The sequence below is a fragment of the Streptomyces sp. XD-27 genome (assembly GCF_030553055.1).
Lineage (GTDB): Bacteria > Actinomycetota > Actinomycetes > Streptomycetales > Streptomycetaceae > Streptomyces.
Window position 1 is genome coordinate 6145106 of record NZ_CP130713.1, and the last position, 17850, is coordinate 6162955.

The 17850-nt window shown below is 71.0% G+C and carries 20 protein-coding genes; 17 read left to right on the plus strand and 3 right to left on the minus strand.

Annotation, left to right across the window (positions count from 1 at the left end; genetic code table 11):
- Positions 1-136: 136 nt before the first annotated feature.
- Entirely contained in the window at positions 137-436 is a 300-nt protein-coding gene (locus Q3Y56_RS26770) for a DUF4193 domain-containing protein (RefSeq protein ID WP_304464367.1), read from the plus strand.
- A 13-nt stretch (positions 437-449) separates the two neighbouring features.
- Positions 450-1160 carry a hypothetical protein gene (locus Q3Y56_RS26775; protein WP_304464368.1) on the plus strand — a complete coding sequence of 237 codons (711 nt, stop codon included), beginning with the start codon at positions 450-452 and terminating at the stop codon, positions 1158-1160.
- 16 nt (positions 1161-1176) lie between these two features.
- Here Q3Y56_RS26775 and Q3Y56_RS26780 read toward each other — a convergent pair whose 3' ends face one another.
- A complete protein-coding gene (locus Q3Y56_RS26780; protein WP_304464369.1) occupies positions 1177-1623 on the minus strand; it encodes a DUF3093 domain-containing protein in 447 nt (148 codons plus the stop codon).
- A gap of 59 nt (positions 1624-1682) precedes the next feature.
- Here Q3Y56_RS26780 and Q3Y56_RS26785 point away from each other — a divergent pair, with 59 nt between their 5' ends.
- From Q3Y56_RS26785 to Q3Y56_RS26835, 11 genes are all read left to right on the plus strand, one after another.
- On the plus strand, positions 1683-2267 hold the full coding sequence (locus Q3Y56_RS26785) for a PaaI family thioesterase (RefSeq protein ID WP_304464370.1): 585 nt from the start codon (positions 1683-1685) through the stop codon (positions 2265-2267).
- Positions 2268-2328: 61 nt separating this feature from the next.
- A complete protein-coding gene (gene dut / locus Q3Y56_RS26790) occupies positions 2329-2844 on the plus strand; it encodes a dUTP diphosphatase (protein WP_304464371.1) in 516 nt (171 codons plus the stop codon).
- 1 nt (position 2845) lies between these two features.
- Entirely contained in the window at positions 2846-3613 is a 768-nt protein-coding gene (locus tag Q3Y56_RS26795; protein WP_304464372.1) for a DUF3710 domain-containing protein, read from the plus strand.
- Positions 3614-3925: 312 nt separating this feature from the next.
- Entirely contained in the window at positions 3926-4015 is a 90-nt protein-coding gene (gene kdpF, locus Q3Y56_RS26800; RefSeq protein WP_304464373.1) for a K(+)-transporting ATPase subunit F, read from the plus strand.
- An 8-nt stretch (positions 4016-4023) separates the two neighbouring features.
- Positions 4024-5706 (plus strand): potassium-transporting ATPase subunit KdpA, encoded by a 1683-nt coding sequence (kdpA, locus tag Q3Y56_RS26805; protein WP_304464374.1) that lies wholly within the window; start codon positions 4024-4026, stop codon positions 5704-5706.
- A complete protein-coding gene (kdpB, locus tag Q3Y56_RS26810) occupies positions 5703-7865 on the plus strand; it encodes a potassium-transporting ATPase subunit KdpB (RefSeq protein WP_304464375.1) in 2163 nt (720 codons plus the stop codon). Before kdpA ends, kdpB begins: the two co-directional genes overlap by 4 nt.
- A 5-nt stretch (positions 7866-7870) precedes the next feature.
- Complete coding sequence (locus Q3Y56_RS26815) at positions 7871-8512, plus strand: potassium-transporting ATPase subunit C (RefSeq protein WP_304464376.1); 642 nt, start codon at positions 7871-7873, stop codon at positions 8510-8512.
- 223 nt (positions 8513-8735) lie between these two features.
- The gene (locus tag Q3Y56_RS26820; RefSeq protein WP_304464377.1) at positions 8736-11309 is read left to right on the plus strand and encodes a sensor histidine kinase KdpD; all 2574 of its coding nucleotides are present in this window, start codon (positions 8736-8738) and stop codon (positions 11307-11309) included.
- A 46-nt stretch (positions 11310-11355) separates the two neighbouring features.
- Positions 11356-12039, plus strand: coding sequence for a response regulator (locus Q3Y56_RS26825; RefSeq protein ID WP_304464378.1), 684 nt, complete (start codon positions 11356-11358; stop codon positions 12037-12039).
- Between the two features lie 69 nt (positions 12040-12108).
- Positions 12109-12507: an OB-fold nucleic acid binding domain-containing protein gene (locus Q3Y56_RS26830; protein ID WP_304464379.1), complete on the plus strand. Its 399-nt coding sequence runs from the start codon at positions 12109-12111 to the stop codon at positions 12505-12507.
- Between the two features lie 3 nt (positions 12508-12510).
- On the plus strand, positions 12511-13263 hold the full coding sequence (locus Q3Y56_RS26835) for a DUF3159 domain-containing protein (protein WP_304464380.1): 753 nt from the start codon (positions 12511-12513) through the stop codon (positions 13261-13263).
- 108 nt (positions 13264-13371) lie between these two features.
- Here the strand turns inward: Q3Y56_RS26835 and Q3Y56_RS26840 are convergent, their stop codons facing one another.
- Together Q3Y56_RS26840 and Q3Y56_RS26845 are read right to left on the minus strand one after the other, a co-directional pair.
- Positions 13372-14049: a TrkA family potassium uptake protein gene (locus Q3Y56_RS26840; protein ID WP_304464381.1), complete on the minus strand. Its 678-nt coding sequence runs from the start codon at positions 14047-14049 to the stop codon at positions 13372-13374.
- Positions 14049-14711, minus strand: coding sequence for a TrkA family potassium uptake protein (locus Q3Y56_RS26845; protein WP_304464382.1), 663 nt, complete (start codon positions 14709-14711; stop codon positions 14049-14051). Before Q3Y56_RS26845 ends, Q3Y56_RS26840 begins: the two co-directional genes overlap by 1 nt.
- Before the next feature lie 272 nt (positions 14712-14983).
- Here Q3Y56_RS26845 and Q3Y56_RS26850 point away from each other — a divergent pair, with 272 nt between their 5' ends.
- From Q3Y56_RS26850 to Q3Y56_RS26865, 4 genes are read left to right on the plus strand one after another with little or no spacing between them, the layout of a single operon-like run.
- Entirely contained in the window at positions 14984-16483 is a 1500-nt protein-coding gene (locus Q3Y56_RS26850; RefSeq protein ID WP_304464383.1) for an ATP-binding protein, read from the plus strand.
- The gene (locus Q3Y56_RS26855; RefSeq protein WP_304464384.1) at positions 16480-16908 is read left to right on the plus strand and encodes a roadblock/LC7 domain-containing protein; all 429 of its coding nucleotides are present in this window, start codon (positions 16480-16482) and stop codon (positions 16906-16908) included. The genes Q3Y56_RS26850 and Q3Y56_RS26855 overlap by 4 nt, the downstream gene beginning before the upstream one ends.
- On the plus strand, positions 16905-17267 hold the full coding sequence (locus Q3Y56_RS26860) for a DUF742 domain-containing protein (protein WP_304464385.1): 363 nt from the start codon (positions 16905-16907) through the stop codon (positions 17265-17267). Before Q3Y56_RS26855 ends, Q3Y56_RS26860 begins: the two co-directional genes overlap by 4 nt.
- Complete coding sequence (locus Q3Y56_RS26865) at positions 17245-17847, plus strand: ATP/GTP-binding protein (RefSeq protein ID WP_304464386.1); 603 nt, start codon at positions 17245-17247, stop codon at positions 17845-17847. Before Q3Y56_RS26860 ends, Q3Y56_RS26865 begins: the two co-directional genes overlap by 23 nt.
- Positions 17848-17850 lie beyond the last annotated feature (3 nt).

The window sequence follows — 17850 nt, forward strand, 5'->3', positions numbered from 1 at the left end:
GAGGTGCGGTTGGGTGTCGATTGAGTAACAGACCTTGATGTGAGGCAAAATCTCCGCCTCGGGTCGGGCACAAGTCCGGCCTCTCACGCGTTACGTGCGCTGGAGACACCGCAGACACCCAGAGGGGGAGAGCGACATGGCAACGGATTACGACACCCCACGCAAGACCGACGATGACGTCAACGAGGACAGCATTGAAGAACTGAAGGCCCGCCGGAACGACAAGTCGACCTCGTCGGTCGACGTCGACGAGTTCGAAGCCGCCGAGGGGCTGGAGCTGCCCGGGGCGGACCTCTCGAACGAGGAGCTGGCCGTCCGGGTGCTGCCGAAGCAGCAGGACGAGTTCACCTGCATGAGCTGCTTCCTCGTGCACCACCGCAGCCAGCTGGCCGAGGAGAAGAACGGCCAGCCGATCTGCCGCGACTGCGCGGCCTGAGGCGCGGACCGGCGTGAGCGCGGAGCAGGGCGACGCGAGCGTCGAGCGGGGCCGCGGGGCCTCGCTCGCGGCCGCGGTCGGCCGCCGTGCCCGCGTGGGCGGCCGAGGTGTGCGGGCGGGGCTGACCACCACCGTCGAGCGCATCATCGCGAACGCCCCGCGCATCCCGGTCCGCGACCTCGCGACCCTGCGCGCGCAGTTCCCCGGGCTCGGACCGGAGGAGCTGGCCGACGCACTGGTGGCCGGTGCCGTCAAAGGCACCTCCACCGTGGGAGCGGGCATCGGCGCGGCGGCGATGCTGCCGGTTCCCCCCGCGCTGCCCGCCGAGCTGGCGGCCGAGATCGTCGGCGTGGCCGCCGTGGAGTTCAAGCTCGTCGCCGAGCTGCACGAGGTCTACGGACTGCGCGCGCCCGGCGGCAGGCGTCTGCGCGCCGCCGCGTACCTCGCCTCCTGGGCGGATGAGCGCGGTATCGACGTGGCCGCCCCGGTCACCGTCAACGCGGCGCTCGGTGTCCAGCTCCGGCGCGAGCTGCGCCAGAAGGTCCTCAAGCGGTCCTTCCGCAATCTGCCCGGCCTGGCGCCCTACATGATCGGCGCGGTCGTCGGAGCCACGACCAACCGGCGCGAGACCAGGAAACTCGCCGAGAAGATCCGCAAGGACCTGCGCGCCCGGCAGCTGACCTGGGAGGCGCTGCCGTCCCTCGAACCCCTGCCGCCCGGCTGACCGGCGAAAGCGCCGCTCAGCCCGCCCGTACCGCGTCCAGCGCCGCGGCCAGCCGCTCCGGATGGCGGGTGGAGAGATAGACGTACGGCGTCGGGTCGGACGGGTCGGTGACCTCCACCCGCACCGCGGTCCGGATGTATCCCCGCAGCAGCATGAACGCCCGCGGATCGGCCTTGTGCGTGCGCCAGGCCGCCGCCTCCTCCGCGTCCAGCGCCTCGGCGGCGCCCAGGGCCGACACCGGGATCCGGGCGTCCCCCGCGACCAGCGAACCCGCCACCACCCGGACCCGCGCCGAGCCGTACGAACTCACCGCCACGGCCGCCAGCGCCGTCCCGCCGATCAGCCCGCCCACCAGCGGCAGGGTGCCCAAGGGCAGCATGATCAGCCCCAGCGCGACCCCTACCAGGGCCGTCATGAACCACCAGGAACGGGGCGCGGTCAGACGTTCTTCGTAAGGCTGCATGAGAGCAAGCTTGGCACGGCGGACGATCCGTACCTGTCGCGCGGGTAAGGTTCGGCGCTGTGAGTGGAAGAACGACAGCGCTGACGCCGCCGGCCGGGGCGAGACCACCGGTGCGGCACCCCGACGCCCCCGCGCCCGGGGAGCCCCTGGGATCGCACTACGCCCAGTGTTTCGGCTGCGGCGACGGCCAGTCGCACGGGCTGCGGCTCGCGGCGCGGGCGGGCGAGGGCGTGAGCCTGACCGCCGAGTTCACCGTGCAGACCGCCCACCAGGGCGCGCCGGGACTGGCCCACGGCGGCGTGCTGACCACGGCGCTGGACGAGACGATGGGCGCGCTCAGCTGGCTGCTGCGCGTGATCGCGGTGACCGGCCGCCTGGAGACGGACTTCCTCTCACCGGTGCCGGTCGGCACCGTACTGCACCTGGAAGCGCGGGTGACCGCCGTGGACGGGCGCAAGATCTACTCCACCGCGACCGGCCGGATCGGCGGCCCGGACGGACCGGTCGCGGTCCGCGCCGACGCCCTTTTCATCGAGGTGAAGATCGACCACTTCATCGAGAACGGCCGCGCGGAGGAGATCGACGCGGCACTCGCCGACCCCGACCAGGTCCGGGTGGCGCGTGCCTTCGAGGTGAACCCGTGACCGTATGCCCCGCAGGCGGCAGGCCCGTGACCGCGGGCATGGAAGCGAACAGGAGGACGGCGTGACCCGGACGCCCGTCGATGTGTTGATCCGCAGGGTGGACCCCGAGGTGCCCCTGCCCGCGTACGGCCACCCCGGTGATGCGGGCGCGGACCTCGTCACCACCGAGGCCGCCGAGCTCGCCCCGGGCGAGCGCGCGGTGCTGCCGACCGGGGTGTCCATCGCCCTCCCGGACGGGTACGCGGCGTTCGTGCACCCGCGGTCGGGTCTGGCGGCCCGCTGCGGTGTGGCACTGGTGAATGCCCCGGGGACGGTCGATGCCGGGTACCGTGGAGAGATCAAGGTGATCGTGGTCAACCTGGACCCGCGCACGAGCGTGCGGTTCGAGCGGTTCGACCGGATCGCCCAATTGGTCGTCCAACAGGTCGAGAAGGTGCGCTTCCACGAGGTCGCGGAGCTTCCCGGTTCGGCTCGGGCCGACGGGGGCTTCGGGTCCACCGGCGGACATGCCGCCGTGGACGGCTCGACGGGTGGGAATGGATACGCTTCGGTCGGTTCCGACCGGGAAGGACAGTGACGTGTTCGGACGTCGCCGCAAGCGCAGCGAGGAGGACGTCGAGAAGCTCGACGTCGCGGCCGAGGAGTCGGTCGAGGACGCCACGGAGGACGCGGAGGACGCGGCCGTGAGCAGGGTGAGCCTGCCACCGGCGCCGCGCCCCGACGGCCCCTGGGACGTCTCCGAGGTGGCTCGGCCCGCCGAGGGCCGGGTGGACCTCGGGGGGATGTTCGTGCCCGGTGTCGAGGGCATGGAACTGCGGGTGGAGGTCGCGGGGGACGCGATCGTCGCCGCCACCGTGGTGCTGCGGGACAGCGCCGTGCAGCTCCAGGCGTTCGCCGCGCCCAAGAAGGAAGGCATCTGGGGCGAGGTGCGGGAGGAGATCGCCAGCGGCATCACCCGGCAGGGCGGCGTCGTGGACGAGGTCGAGGGCCCGCTCGGCTGGGAGCTGCGCGCCCAGGTGCCGGTGCAGCTGCCCGACGGCACCAACGGCGTGCAGATGGTGCGGTTCGTCGGCGTCGACGGCTCGCGCTGGTTCCTGCGCGGCGTGATCTCCGGCCAGGGCGCGGTCAAGCCCGAGACCGGCAGCCTGCTGGAGGCGATCTTCCGGGACACCGTGGTGGTCCGCGGCGAGGGCCCGATGGCCCCGCGCGACCCGATCGTCCTCAAGCTTCCCGAGGACGCGCAGATGGTGCCGGACGGCGTGCAGCAGGACGAGGCGCAGGGCTCGCGGTTCGCGGGCGGCGCCGACCGGCTGCAGCGCGGGCCCGAGATCACCGAGGTGCGCTGAGACAGGGCAGAACCGGCCACAAACGGCCGGAAGCGGCTGTTCCGAGAGGGCCGCACTCCGTTTTCGGAGTGCGGCCCTCCGGTGTTTTCGCAGGTAGAAGCGATAGGCGTATGAAAGTCGTCAAGAGCGCGCTAATGGCCGTAAGGGAGCCGTCAACGGCGTTCTTACGGGCCCACGCAGGCGGTTTCCTTTGGGAGTCCGTTCAACCGAACCTCATCTCGTAGGAGCACCGATGGCCGACGTGGCCTTCGTCGTCGCCACGCTCGCGGTCTTCGCGCTGGTGGCATTCGTCGCCAAGGGGGTCTCGAAGCTATGACCGTCGAGAACATCGTCGGCTTGGCCGTGGCCGTGGCCCTGCTGGGCTACCTCGTCCTCGCCCTTGTCTTCCCGGAGAGGTTCTGAGCACCAATATGAGCCCCGTCCTCGCTGATGTGCTCCAGGTCTCCGCGCTGATCGTCGCGCTGGCCCTGGTCCACCGTCCCCTCGGCGACTTCATGGCCGCCGTCTACACCTCCAAGAAGCACCTGCGTGTAGAGCGGCTGATCTACCGCTGTGTCGGCGCCAACCCCGACGCCGAGATGCGCTGGCCCGCCTACCTCCGCGGCGTCCTCGCGTTCTCCGCGGTGGGCGTCCTCTTCCTGTACGCGCTCCAGCGCTTCCAGGACAAGCTGCCGCTCTCGCTCGGCTTCAAGGCGATCACCCCGGACCAGGCGTTCAACACCGCCGCGTCCTTCGTCTCGAACACCAACTGGCAGTCGTACTCGGGCGAGTCGGCCATGGGCCACCTCGTCCAGACCGGCGGCCTGGCGGTCCAGAACTTCGTGTCGGCGGCCGTCGGCATGGCGGTCGCGATCGCGCTCGTCCGCGGCTTCGCCCGCTCCCGCACCGGCGACCTCGGCAACTTCTGGGCCGACCTGGTCCGCGGCGTCGTGCGGATCCTCGTCCCGATCTCCGTGGTCGCGGCGATCCTGCTGGTCGCGGCCGGCGCGGTGCAGAACTTCTCGGACGTCCACCAGATCACCACGCTCACCGGCGACAAGCAGAGCATCACCGGTGGCGCGGTCGCCTCGCAGGAGGCCATCAAGGACCTCGGCACCAACGGCGGCGGCTTCTACAACGCCAACTCCGCGCATCCGTTCGAGAACCCCAACGGCTTCTCCAACCTGCTCACGATCTTCCTGCTGCTGGTGATCCCGTTCTCGCTGCCCCGCACCTTCGGCAAGATGGTCGGCAGCGTGAAGCAGGGCTACGCCGTCGTCGCGGCCATGGGCATCATCTGGTTCGGCGCGGTCATCGCCGTGACTGTTACGGAGTTCGCGCACCCGGGCACCGCCTCGCAGCTGGCCGGCGGCGCCATGGAGGGCAAGGAGCAGCGGTTCGGCGAGGGCGCCTCCTCACTGTTCTCGGTCTCCACGACCATGACCTCGACCGGTTCGGTCAACTCCTTCCACGACTCGTTCGAAGGCCTCAGCGGCGGTGTGCTGCTGCTCGGCATGATGCTCGGCGAGATCGCGCCCGGCGGCGTCGGCTCCGGCCTCTACGGCATGCTGATCATGGCCATCATCGCGGTCTTCATCGCGGGCCTCATGGTCGGCCGTACGCCCGAGTACCTCGGCAAGAAGATCGGCACCCGCGAGATCAAGCTCGCCGCCTGCTACATCCTCGTCACCCCGGCGCTGGTGCTCATCGGCACCGCCCTGGCGATGGCGCTGGGTGAGGGCGAGAGCTCCATGACCAACGGTCCGATCAATGGGGTACCCAACCCGCACGGCTTCTCCGAGGTGCTGTACGCCTACACCTCGGCCTCGAACAACAACGGCAGCGCGTTCGCCGGATTCGCGGCCAACACGGAGTACCACAACACCGCGCTGGGCCTGTGCATGCTGCTCGGCCGCTTCGTCCCCATGGTGTTCGTCCTGGCGCTGGCCGGCTCGCTCGCCGAGCAGAAGCCGGTCCCGGCCACTGTTGGCACGCTGCGGACCGAGAAGCCGCTGTTCACCGGGCTGCTGGTGGGGGCGATCCTGATCATCACCGGCCTCACCTTCTTCCCGGCCCTGGCACTCGGTCCGCTCGCTGAGGGGCTCTCGGTATGAACACTGAAGTAACCAAAGAGGAGCCTCGCTCCATGTCCACCACGCACGCCCCGACCTCCGCGCCGCACCAGGACGTGCCCACCGGGCACAAGCCGGAGGACGGCCGGGTCGGCGGCGGGCTCTTCGACCCCAAGCAGCTCGTCAAGTCGCTGCCGGACGCCTTCCGCAAGCTCGACCCGCGGGTGATGGTCAAGTCCCCGGTCATGTTCGTGGTGCTGATCGGCTCGGTGGTCACCACCGTGCTGGCGGTCAAGGACCCGGGCGACTGGTTCGGCTGGGCGATCGCCGCCTGGCTCTGGCTGACCACCCTCTTCGCCAACCTGGCGGAGGCCGTGGCCGAGGGCCGCGGCAAGGCGCAGGCCGACACCCTGCGCAAGGCCAAGACCGACACCGTCGCGCGCCGCCTGACCAAGGACGGCACCGCCGAGGAGCAGGTGCCCGGCACCGCGCTGCGCGTCGGGGACCTGGTGGTCTGCGAGGCGGGCGACATCATCCCGGGCGACGGCGACGTCGTCGAGGGCGTGGCGTCCGTGGACGAGTCCGCCATCACGGGCGAGTCGGCGCCGGTCATCCGCGAGTCCGGCGGCGACCGGAGCGCTGTCACCGGCGGCACCAAGGTGCTCTCCGACCGGATCGTCATCAAGATCACGACGAAGCCCGGCGAGACGTTCATCGACCGGATGATCAACCTGGTCGAGGGCGCGGCGCGGCAGAAGACGCCCAACGAGATCGCGCTGAACATCCTGCTCGCGTCCCTCACGATCGTCTTCCTGCTGGCCGTCGTCACGCTGAAGCCGTTCGCGATCTACGCGGGCGCCGACGACGAGACCTCCCTGATCGTGCTGACCGCCCTGCTGGTCTGCCTGATCCCGACCACCATCGGCGCGCTGCTCTCGGCCATCGGCATCGCGGGCATGGATCGGCTGGTCCAGCGCAACGTCCTGGCGATGTCCGGGCGCGCGGTCGAGGCGGCGGGCGACGTCTCCACGCTGCTGCTGGACAAGACCGGCACGATCACGTACGGCAACCGCCAGGCCGCCGAGTTCCGGCCCGTCAAGGGCACCACGGCCGCCGAGGTGGCGGACGCCGCCCAGCTCTCGTCGCTCGCCGACGAGACGCCCGAGGGCCGCTCGATCGTCGTCCTCGCCAAGGAGAAGTACGGCCTGCGGGAGCGCCACGAGGGCGAGCTCGTCGGCGCCGAGTGGGTGCCCTTCACCGCGCAGACCCGGATGTCTGGCGTGGACCTTCACGAGGACGGCGTGAGCCGGAAGGTCCGCAAGGGCGCGACCGCTTCGATCATCAGTTGGGTCAGGGAGCAGGGCGGCACCGTCGCGGACGACGCCGACAAGCTCGCCAACCAGATCTCCGAGGCCGGCGGCACCCCGCTCCTCGTCGCCGTCGAGGACGACAAGGGCGCCCGCGTCCTGGGCGTCATCTACCTCAAGGACGTCGTCAAGGACGGCATGCGGGAGCGGTTCGAGGAACTGCGCCGCATGGGCATCAAGACCGTCATGATCACGGGTGACAACCCGCTGACCGCCAAGGCGATCGCCGACGAGGCGGGCGTGGACGACTTCCTCGCGGAGGCGACTCCCGAGGACAAGATGGCGCTCATCAAGCGGGAGCAGGCGGGCGGCAAGCTCGTCGCCATGACCGGCGACGGCACCAACGACGCGCCCGCGCTGGCCCAGGCAGACGTCGGCGTGGCCATGAACACCGGCACCTCGGCCGCCAAGGAGGCCGGGAACATGGTGGACCTGGACTCCAACCCGACCAAGCTGATCGAGATCGTGGAGATCGGCAAGCAGCTGCTCATCACGCGCGGCGCGCTGACCACCTTCTCGATCGCCAACGACGTCGCGAAGTACTTCGCGATCATCCCGGCCATGTTCGCGGCCGCCTACCCCGGCCTGGACAAGCTCAACATCATGAGCCTGGCCTCGGCGGAGTCCGCGATCCTGTCCGCGGTCATCTTCAACGCGCTGATCATCATCGCGCTGGTGCCGCTCGCTCTGAAGGGCGTGCGCTACCGGCCGATGAGCGCGGACAGGATGCTCCGCCGCAACCTGGGCATCTACGGCCTGGGCGGCCTGATCGCGCCGTTCATCGGCATCAAGCTCATCGACCTGATCATTTCTGCGATCCCCGGGATCGGGTGACCCTCATGATGAAATCCGTACAGAGCACCACCCGGCTGGTGGTGGCCGCGTTCCGCGCGCTGCTGGTCCTCACCGTGGTCACGGGCGTGCTCTACCCGCTCGCCATCACGGGCGTCGCCCAGGGCGCGTTCCACGACAAGGCCAACGGCTCCATGATCAAGGTGGACGGCAAGGAGGTCGGGTCCGAGCTGATCGGCCAGACCTACAACCTGCCCGCCAAGGAGGGCGAGGACCCCAAGCCGGACCCGAGGTTCTTCCAGGGGCGGCCGTCCAACAGCGGTTACGACCCGCTGGCCACCGGCTCCAGCCAGCTCGGCACCAGCGATGCGAAGCTGGTCAAGATGGTGGGCGACGCCAAGAAGCAGGTCGCCGCGTTCAACACGGTGCCCGGCCACTACGAGGTCGAGCAGGCCGACGTCCCCAAGGACGCGGTCACCGGCTCGGCCTCGGCCATCGACCCGCACATCTCCAAGAAGTACGCGGAGATCCAGGTCGAGCGCGTCGCCAAGCACAACGGACTGACCGCGGCGCAGGTCGCGAAGCTGGTCAAGGACAACACCGAGGGCCGCACCTTCGGCTTCCTCGGCGAGCCGCACGTCAACGTGCTCAAGCTCAACATCGCGGTGCAGAAGCTCGCCAAGGGCTGACCACCCGGCATCCAGAGCCGACCGCCCGACGGCCCAGCGGCCCGTGGCACCCCGTACGAGGGGCGCCACGGGCCGCTTCGGTCTGTAGGGGCACGTCAGGACTGTGTCAATACCGCCGCACCGGCGCCCCGCGTCCCATTTGTCCGCTACCTGGGCCGTAAAGTCGAGGTTGCATATTCGATAGGCAGGGCGGTCTACCGGCCCAAGCACGAAAATGGGGCCCATGGGACGCGGCAAACTTCGGATCTACCTCGGTGCGGCACCAGGCGTCGGCAAGACCTACTCGATGCTCTCGGAGGGCCACCGGCGGGTCGAGCGGGGCACGGACCTCGTCGTCGCGCTGGTCGAGCACCATGGCCGCCCCCGCACCGAGGTCATGCTGCACGGGCTGGAGGAGGTGCCGCGCCGCGCGATGGAGTATCGGGGGACCACCTTCACCGAGATGGACGTGGACGCCGTCCTCGCCCGCCGCCCCGCCGTCGCGATCGTCGACGAGCTGGCCCACACCAATGTCCCCGGCTCCCGCAACACCAAGCGCTGGCAGGACATCGAAGAGCTGCTCCAGGCCGGCATCGACGTCATCTCCACCGTCAACATCCAGCACCTCGAGTCGCTGGGGGACGTGGTGGAGTCCATAACGGGCATCCGCCAGCGCGAGACCGTGCCCGACGAGGTGGTCCGCCGCGCCGACCAGATCGAGCTGGTCGACATGTCGCCCCACGCGCTGCGCCGCCGCATGGCGCACGGCAACATCTACAAGCCCGACAAGATCGACGCGTCGCTCTCCAACTACTTCCGGCCCGGCAACCTCACCGCGCTGCGCGAGCTCGCGCTGCTGTGGACCGCCGACCGGGTCGACGAGTACCTCCAGCAGTACCGGGCCGACCACCGGGTCTCCACCATCTGGAGCGCCCGCGAGCGCATCGTCGTCGGCCTCACCGGCGGCCCCGAGGGCCGCACGCTCATCCGCCGCGCCGCCCGGATGGCCGCCAAGGGCGCGGGCGGCGAGATCCTCGCCGTCTACATCGCCCGCAGCGACGGGCTGACCTCCGCCTCTCCGAAGGAGCTGGCCGTCCAGCGGACCCTCGTGGAGGACCTCGGTGGAACCTTCCACCACGTCATAGGTGAGGACATCCCCCACGCGCTGCTGGAGTTCGCGCGCGGTGTCAACGCCACCCAGATCGTGCTCGGCTCCAGCCGCCGCAAGACGTGGCAGTACATCTTCGGGCCGGGCGTCGGCGCCACCGTGGCCCGCGACTCGGGACCCGACCTGGACGTCCACATCGTCACCCACGACGAGGTCGCCAAGGGCCGCGGCCTGCCCGTCGCCCGCCGCGCCCGGCTCGGTCGGCCGCGCATCGTCGCCGGATGGCTGGTCGGCATGGTCGGCCCGGTCCTCCTCTCGCTGCTCCTCATCGGCATCAACGCCAACCCCGACTCGTACGACTCCGGGCCGGGCTTCGCCAACGAGGTGCTGCTGTTCCTGTTCCTCAACGTGCTGGCGGCGCTGCTCGGCGGCATGCTGCCCGCCCTGGCCTCCGCGGCCTTCGGCTCCCTGCTGCTCAACTACTACTTCACCCCGCCCACCCGCACGCTGACCATCCAGGACCCCAAGAACATCGTCGCGATCGTGATCTTCTTCGCGGTCGCCGCCCTGGTCGCGTCCGTGGTGGGCACCGCCGCCCGCCGCACCCACCAGGCCGCCCGGCTGCGCGCCGAATCCGAGGTGCTCTCCTTCCTCGCGGGCAGCGTGCTGCGCGGCGAGACCAGCCTGGAGGCGCTGCTGGAGCGGGTCCGGGAGACCTTCGGCATGGACTCGGTCGCGCTGCTGGAGCGCACCAGCGAGGTCGACCCCTGGACCTGCGCGGGCAGCGCGGGCAGCGGCGACGCCCCGCCGCCGGTACGGCCCGAGGACGCCGACGTCGACATGCCGGTCGGCGACCACATGGCGCTGGCGCTCAGCGGCCGGGTGCTGCCCGCCGAGGACCGCCGGGTGCTCGCCGCCTTCGCCGCCCAGGCCGTCGTCGTACTGGACCGCCAGCGGCTGGTCGGCCAGGCCGAGCGCGCCCACGAGCTGGCCGAGGGCAACCGCATCCGCACCGCCCTGCTGGCCGCCGTCAGCCACGACCTGCGCACCCCGCTCGCCGGCATCAAGGCGGCCGTCACCTCGCTGCGCTCGGACGACGTCGCCTGGTCGGACGAGGACGAGGCGGAGCTGCTGGAGGGGATCGAGGAGGGCGCCGACCGCCTGGACCACCTGGTCGGCAACCTCCTGGACATGTCCCGGCTGCAGACCGGCACCGTCACCCCGCTCATCCGCGAGATCGACCTGGACGAGGTGGTCCCGATGGCCCTCGTCGGCGTCCCCGAGGGCAGCGTCAGCCTCGACATCCCCGAGGCGCTGCCGATGGTCGCGGTCGACCCCGGCCTGCTGGAGCGCAGCGTCGCCAACATCGTCGAGAACGCCGTCAAGTACAGCCCCGCGGACACCCCGGTGCTGGTCAAGGCCAGCGCCCTGGGCGAGCGGGTGGAGCTGCGCGTCGCCGACCGCGGCCCCGGCGTCCCCGACAGCGCCAAGGACCGCATCTTCGAGCCTTTCCAGCGGTACGGAGACGCCCCGCGCGGCGCCGGGGTCGGCCTCGGCCTCGCCGTCGCCCGGGGCTTCGCCGAGGCGATGGGCGGCCAGCTCACCGCCGAGGACACCCCCGGCGGCGGGATGACCATGGTCCTCACCCTCCAGGCCGCACCGGGCCGGCCGCCGGCCCGCCCCGACCTCCCGGCCCAGGTCACCACGTGACCGGCCGCAACCGACGAGACAACAGACCAGAAGGGCAGGCCGCCGAATGAACCGGGTGCTCGTGGTGGACGACGAGCCGCAGATCGTACGCGCCCTCGTGATCAACCTGAAGGCGCGCAAGTACGAGGTGGACGCCGCCCCCGACGGCGCGACCGCCCTCCAGCTCGCCGCCGCCCGCCACCCCGACGTGGTGGTCCTGGACCTGGGCCTGCCCGACATGGACGGCGTCGAGGTGATCAAGGGGCTGCGCGGTTGGACCAGGGTCCCGATCCTGGTGCTCTCCGCGCGCCACACCTCCGACGAGAAGGTCGAGGCGCTGGACGCCGGGGCCGACGACTACGTCACCAAGCCGTTCGGCATGGACGAGCTGCTGGCGCGGCTGCGTGCCGCGGTGCGCCGCGCCGAGCCCACCGGGCAGAGCGACGACGCCGTCATGATCAGAACCGACAGCTTCACCGTCGACCTGGCCGCCAAGAAGGTCCACCGCGGTGACCGGGACGTCCGGCTGACCCCCACCGAGTGGCATCTGCTGGAGGTACTGGTCCGTAACACCGGCCGGCTGGTCAGCCAGAAGCAACTGCTCCAGGAGGTCTGGGGCCCGTCGTACGGGACCGAGACCAACTACCTGCGGGTCTACATGGCGCAGCTGCGCCGCAAACTGGAGGCCGACCCCTCCCACCCGCGGCACTTCATCACCGAGCCGGGGATGGGGTACCGGTTCGAAGGGTGAGCCGGGGCCGGAGAAGGGATACCGCGTTCGAGGGGTAGCTCGTGCGAGGGACCCCGGTACGCTGACCGTATGAGTGCCGTATCCCGAACCGACAAGCCCGCCGGGCGTTTCCGGCGCATGCTCGACCGGCTGTCGAGCTCCCAGGAGGAGCTCACCGCCGCCGAGCTGGAGCAGGACGCTGAGGCTACGGGCTGCACGAAGATCGGCGAGTGCGGCGACCGGCAGATCGTCAAGGTGACCGGTACACTGCGCACGGTCACGCTGCGGCCGCGGGCCGGGGTGCCCGCCCTGGAGGCGGAGCTCTTCGACGGCACCGCCGCCCTGGACGTGGTGTGGCTGGGCCGGCGCTCCATCATCGGGATAGAGCCGGGCCGCAAGCTGATAGCCACCGGCCGTATCTCCATGAGCCACGGGCGCCGGGTGCTGTTCAACCCCAAGTACGAGCTCCGACCGCTCGGACAGGAGTGACGGGTGACGTCTGAAGGCAAGCAGACCCCGACCGACACCGACCAGGACGCCGCGGCCGCCGCCGCGCAGAGCAGGGCGGCGGCCGACACCGCGCTCCTGGAGGCGTTCGGCGGGGTGCGCGGGATGGTCGACACGACCGTCCCCGGCCTGGTCTTCGTCCTGCTCTACACGATCAAGCGGGACATCCATCTGGCGGCCATCGCCGCGCTCGCGCTGACGCTGCTGCTCGCGGTCGCGCGGCTGGTGCGCAAGGAGACCCTCAAGCACGCCTTCAGCGGCGTCTTCGGCGTCGCGTTCGGCGCGGTCTTCGCGATGATGTCCGGTGACGCCAAGAACTTCTACCTGCCCGGCATGCTCTACACGCTGGGCCTGGCCATCGCCTACGTCCTCTCGGCGATCTTCCGCTTCCCGCTGATCGGGGTGCTGCTCGGCCCGATGCTCAAGGAGAACCTCTCCTGGCGCACCCGCAATCCGGGGCGGTTCCGCGCGTACACCAAGGCCACCTGGGCATGGGGCCTGATCCTGCTGGCGAAGTCGGCGATCCTCTTCCCGCTCTACTGGTGGGGCGACGCCACACAGCTGGGCTGGGTCAAGGTGGCGCTGGGCATCCCGCCGTTCCTGCTGTGCGTCTACCTGACCTGGATCTTCCTCGCCAAGGCGCCGCCGCCGATCGACGTCATCGCCGAGATGGAGGCGGAGGAGCAGGCCGAGCGGGAGCGCGAGCGCACGGCGCGCGCCCAGGTCGAGACCTCCTGACCGCGGGGGCTCCCGGCCCATAACACGGTCCTCAAACGGCGGACTCCCCCAGCCACAGCCGGGGGAGTCCGCCGTTTCGGTGCGCAGAGGCAGACGCAGACGCGGCCGTCAGTCGGTGGCGTCCTCGCGCCGGACCGACAGCAGGTCCTCCAGCTGCTCCTCGCGGGCCGGAGCCGCCACGAACAGCAGCTCGTCACCCGCCTCCAGCACGTCGTCCTTGCTGGGGGTCAGCACCCGCGTCCCGCGGATGATCGTGACCAGGCTGGTGTCCTCGGGCCACGCCACCTCGCCGACCCGGGTGCCCGCCAGGGCAGCCTCCGGCGGCAGCGTCAGCTCCACCAGGTTCGCGTCGCCGTGGCTGAAGCGCAGCAGCCGCACCAGGTCGCCGACGCTCACCGCCTCCTCGACCAGGGCGGACATCAGGCGCGGCGTGGAGACGGCGACGTCGACGCCCCACGACTCGTTGAACAGCCACTCGTTCTTGGGGTTGTTCACGCGGGCCACCACCCGCGGCACCCCGTACTCGGTCTTCGCCAGCAGCGAGACGACCAGGTTCACCTTGTCGTCGCCGGTCGCCGCGATGACGACGTTGCAGCGCTGCAACGCGGCCTCGTCCAGCGAGGTGATCTCGCACGCGTCGGCCAGCAGCCACTCGGCCTGCGGCACCCGTTCCACCGAGATGGCGGTCGGCGCCTTGTCGATGAGGAGCACCTCATGACCGTTCTCCAGGAGCTCACCCGCGATGGAGCGGCCCACCGCGCCGGCCCCGGCAATGGCAACCCTCATCACGCTTCCTCCGGCCCTGCCGCGAATGCGGCCTCGACCTTGTCGACCTCGTCCGAGCGCATCATCACGTGCACCAGGTCGCCTTCCTGCAGCACGGTCTGCGAGGTCGGCAGCATCGCCTCGCCCAGGCGGGTGAGGAACGCCACCCGAACCCCGGTCTCGTCCTGCAGCCTGCTGACCTTGTGCCCCACCCAGGACGGCGCGGCGTGCACCTCGGCGAGCTGCACGCCGCCGCTCGGGTCGCGCCACAGCGGTTCCGCGCCCGAGGGGAGCAGTCGCCGCAGCATCTGGTCGGCGGTCCAGCGGACCGTCGCCACGGTGGGGATGCCGAGGCGCTGGTAGACCTCGGCGCGGCGCGGGTCGTAGATACGGGCCGCGACGTTCTCCACGCCGAACATCTCCCGGGCCACCCGGGCCGCGATGATGTTGGAGTTGTCACCGCTGCTGACCGCGGCGAACGCCCCGGCCTCCTCGATGCCCGCCTCGCGCAGGGTGTCCTGGTCGAAGCCGACGCCGGTCACCCGGCGGCCGCCGAACCCGGCGCCCAGCCGACGGAAGGCCGTGGGGTCCTGGTCGACCACGGCGACCGTGTGCCCCTGTGCTTCCAAGGTCTGGGCGAGCGCGGCGCCCACCCGCCCGCAGCCCATGATCACGATGTGCATGGCGTGTCTACCCCGCACTCCTGGTCGGCCCGCTGATTCCGGTAAACAACCTGCTCACATCTTCCTTCTCGGGTCACGCGTGTTCTGGGGTCCACCGTAACGGCAACCCCGGGTCCGGGATCCGCCGCGTCGCGGGGCGGGCTGTCCGCCCGCCAATTGCCTCAGCGTTTCGCAAATTGTTACGGCGAACGGACGCATGGTCACCGGCGTGGCTAGGATGATCGCCGTATTCCGCTTCTGGACTCCTGTACGCCCCCGTCCATGAGGAACTGATGACAGATCACATATCGGAGGTGATGGTCTGGTGCCTGGCCGCGGTCCTGCTCGTCGTGCTGATCCTGCTGCTGCGCCAGCACCGCATCACCGCCGCCGTGCGCCGGCGAACCGCCGTTCTGGAAGGCAGCCTGCAGGCACGTGACGAGGAGCTCCAGCACCTGGTCGCGGTCCGCCTCCCGGCCATCGGCGACGCACTGAACCAGCCGGGCCCGCTGCCCGGGCTCCGGGACGGACGGCTCGCCGGGACGGCGTACGCGCAGAGCCTCCAGACGCTGCTCGACCTCTTCGCGCAGGCGGGGGAGAAGGCCCAGGCCAAGGCCGACGCCTCGGCGAAGGCCGCACTCAAGGCGTCCATGCGGGCGCTCCAGGGACTCGCGCACGAGCAGCAGCTGTCGATCTCCGACATGCAGGACCGGCACGACAACCCCGACGTGCTCCGCGACCTGCTGGAGATCGACCACGCGAACTCCCAGTTCGGGCGGCGTGCCCAGGCCATCGCCGTGCTGTGCGGCTCGTGGCCCGGCCGGCAGCGGGCCGCCTCCCCCCTCACGGACGTGGTACGGGGCGCCAAGTCCCGGATCCGCGACTACCGCCGGGTCCAGGTGCACAGCCAGATCGACATCGCCGTCGCCAGCCGGGCCGTCGAGCCGGTGGTGCTCGCGGTCGCCGAGCTGCTCGACAACGCCGCCCGCCACTCGCAGCCGAACACCACCGTCGAGGTCAGCCTGCAGCCGGTGCACAACGGCGCCTGCGTGGTGATCGACGACGCGGGCGTCGGCATGGACGGCCAGGAGGTGCAGCGGGCCACCGCCCATCTCACCGGCCGCCGCCCGGTGGACGTCGCCCGGCTCGGAGACCCGCCGCAGTTCGGCTTCCCGGTGATCGGCGTGCTCGCCGCCCGCTACGGATTCAGCGTCTCGGTCGACACCCGCTCGCCGTACGGGGGTGTACGGGCGGTGCTGTTCCTGCCCAGCGCGCTGCTCACCCACCTGGACCCGGACAGGGACAGCTCCCGCACCATGCCCGCCGCCGCCCCACCGGCCGCCCAGCCGCCCCAGCGCCAGCCCCAGGCTCAGCGCCAGCCCCAGGCCCAGGCCCAGCACCACCCCCAGGCTCAGGCCCAGCACCAGCCCCAGGCTCAGCCCCAGCCCCCGGCCGCGGCCGCCGCCCGCCCGGCGGTGCCCGAGCCGAGGACCCCGCTGGGCCACCCGGAGGTGGGCGACGACGTGCCCCGTACGTACCCGTCGACGGCCGGCGGACTGCCCAAGCGCCGTCGCCGCCGACCCGCCGCGGGGCAGCAGCAGGCGGACGACTGGCCGACGGCCGACGGGAGTCAGCAGGCGGCTGCCGAATCCGACACCGGTGCGCACCGCATCCGCTCGGCGGAGGAGACCGCCCGGCGCATGGGGGCCTTCGCCCGCGGCACCCGGTCCGGCCGCGCGGAGTCCCGAGACGACGCAGCCCCCCACCACGACGAAGGGAATCGCCAGGCATGAACGACCACATGAACAACGAGTTGGGCTGGATGCTCGACGAGGTGGTGCGGATGCCGGAGGCGCGGCACGCGATCCTGCTCTCCGCGGACGGCATGCTCCGCAGCCACTCCGAGGGCATCGACCGGGACGAGGCCGAGCGCCAGGCCGCCGCCCTCTCCGGACTCCAGTCGATCAGCCGCAGCACCTCCGAGTTCTGCGACCACCAGGAGACGCCCTGGCGGCAGACGCTGGTGGAGTTCGCCGGCGGCTACGTCTTCCTCATCGCCGCCGGCCCCGGCGCCTACCTCGCCGTCTCCGCCACCGAGGACGTGGACATGGAGGCCGTCACCTACCGGATGCAGAAGCTGGTCGACCGGCTCGGCAAGGAACTGACCAGCCCGCCGCGGCAGGACACCGCCTGGCAGGGCATCGGCAGCCCGGCATGACCCCGCCGCGCAGGCGCGAGGAACGAGGGCTGGTCCGGCCGTACGTCGTCACCGACGGCCGCGCCCATCCGACCCGTAACACGTTCGACCTGGTCACGCTGGTGATGGCCTACGGAGACCGGCCGCTGGGCGGGCTCAGCCCCGAAAAGCGCAAGCTGATGGAGCTGTGCCTGGGCGGAGCGCTGTCCGTCGCCGAGATCGCCGGCCATCTGCGGCTGCCCGTCAGCGTCACCAAGGTCCTGCTCGGCGACCTCGTGGACAGCGGCCACATCACCACCCGGTCCCCCATCCCCTCGGCGCAACTGCCCGAGGCCCAGCTCCTTCAGGAGGTGCTCGATGGACTCCGCGCTCGCCTCTGACTCCGGCGTCTATCTGCGGCAGACGGTGCGGACGGCGGTCAAGCTCCTGGTCGTCGGGCACTTCGCGGTCGGCAAGACGACCTTCGTCGGCTCGCTCTCGGAGATCAAGCCGCTGCGTACCGAGGAGACGATGACGCAGGCCGGCGCGCTCGTCGACGACCTCGCCGGCATCAAGGACAAGACGACCACCACGGTCGCCATGGACTTCGGCCGGCTCACCCTCAGCGACTCACTCGTGCTGTACCTGTTCGGCGCCCCCGGACAGCAGCGCTTCACCCGGCTGTGGCAGGACATGACCCGCGGCGCGCTGGGGGCCCTGGTCCTCGCCGACACCCGCCGCCTGGAGCAGTCCTTCGACGTCATGGGCCTGCTGGAGGAGCACGGACTGCCCTACGCCGTCGCCGTCAACCACTTCGACGGCGCGCCGGCCCACTCCGAGGCCGAGATCCGCGAGGCCCTCGACCTGCTCCCGGAGACCCCGCTGGTCACCTGCGACGCCCGCGACCGGGTCTCCTCCACCCAGGCGCTGATCTCCCTCGTCCAGTACCTGCACGCCCGTACCACCCAGGAGCCCGTGTGACCT

Coding starts and splice junctions, on each gene's coding strand:
- Q3Y56_RS26830 (WP_304464379.1), top strand. CDS start 12,109: ATGAGTGCCGTATCCCGAACCGACAAGCCCGCCGGGCGTTTCCGGCGC.
- Q3Y56_RS26815 (WP_304464376.1), top strand. CDS start 7,871: ATGATGAAATCCGTACAGAGCACCACCCGGCTGGTGGTGGCCGCGTTC.
- Q3Y56_RS26770 (WP_304464367.1), top strand. CDS start 137: ATGGCAACGGATTACGACACCCCACGCAAGACCGACGATGACGTCAAC.
- Q3Y56_RS26780 (WP_304464369.1), bottom strand. CDS start 1,623: ATGCAGCCTTACGAAGAACGTCTGACCGCGCCCCGTTCCTGGTGGTTC.
- Q3Y56_RS26850 (WP_304464383.1), top strand. CDS start 14,984: ATGACAGATCACATATCGGAGGTGATGGTCTGGTGCCTGGCCGCGGTC.
- Q3Y56_RS26840 (WP_304464381.1), bottom strand. CDS start 14,049: ATGAGGGTTGCCATTGCCGGGGCCGGCGCGGTGGGCCGCTCCATCGCG.
- kdpB (WP_304464375.1), top strand. CDS start 5,703: ATGAACACTGAAGTAACCAAAGAGGAGCCTCGCTCCATGTCCACCACG.
- Q3Y56_RS26820 (WP_304464377.1), top strand. CDS start 8,736: ATGGGACGCGGCAAACTTCGGATCTACCTCGGTGCGGCACCAGGCGTC.
- Q3Y56_RS26855 (WP_304464384.1), top strand. CDS start 16,480: ATGAACGACCACATGAACAACGAGTTGGGCTGGATGCTCGACGAGGTG.
- Q3Y56_RS26845 (WP_304464382.1), bottom strand. CDS start 14,711: ATGCACATCGTGATCATGGGCTGCGGGCGGGTGGGCGCCGCGCTCGCC.
- Q3Y56_RS26860 (WP_304464385.1), top strand. CDS start 16,905: ATGACCCCGCCGCGCAGGCGCGAGGAACGAGGGCTGGTCCGGCCGTAC.
- kdpF (WP_304464373.1), top strand. CDS start 3,926: ATGACCGTCGAGAACATCGTCGGCTTGGCCGTGGCCGTGGCCCTGCTG.
- Q3Y56_RS26865 (WP_304464386.1), top strand. CDS start 17,245: ATGGACTCCGCGCTCGCCTCTGACTCCGGCGTCTATCTGCGGCAGACG.
- Q3Y56_RS26825 (WP_304464378.1), top strand. CDS start 11,356: ATGAACCGGGTGCTCGTGGTGGACGACGAGCCGCAGATCGTACGCGCC.
- kdpA (WP_304464374.1), top strand. CDS start 4,024: ATGAGCCCCGTCCTCGCTGATGTGCTCCAGGTCTCCGCGCTGATCGTC.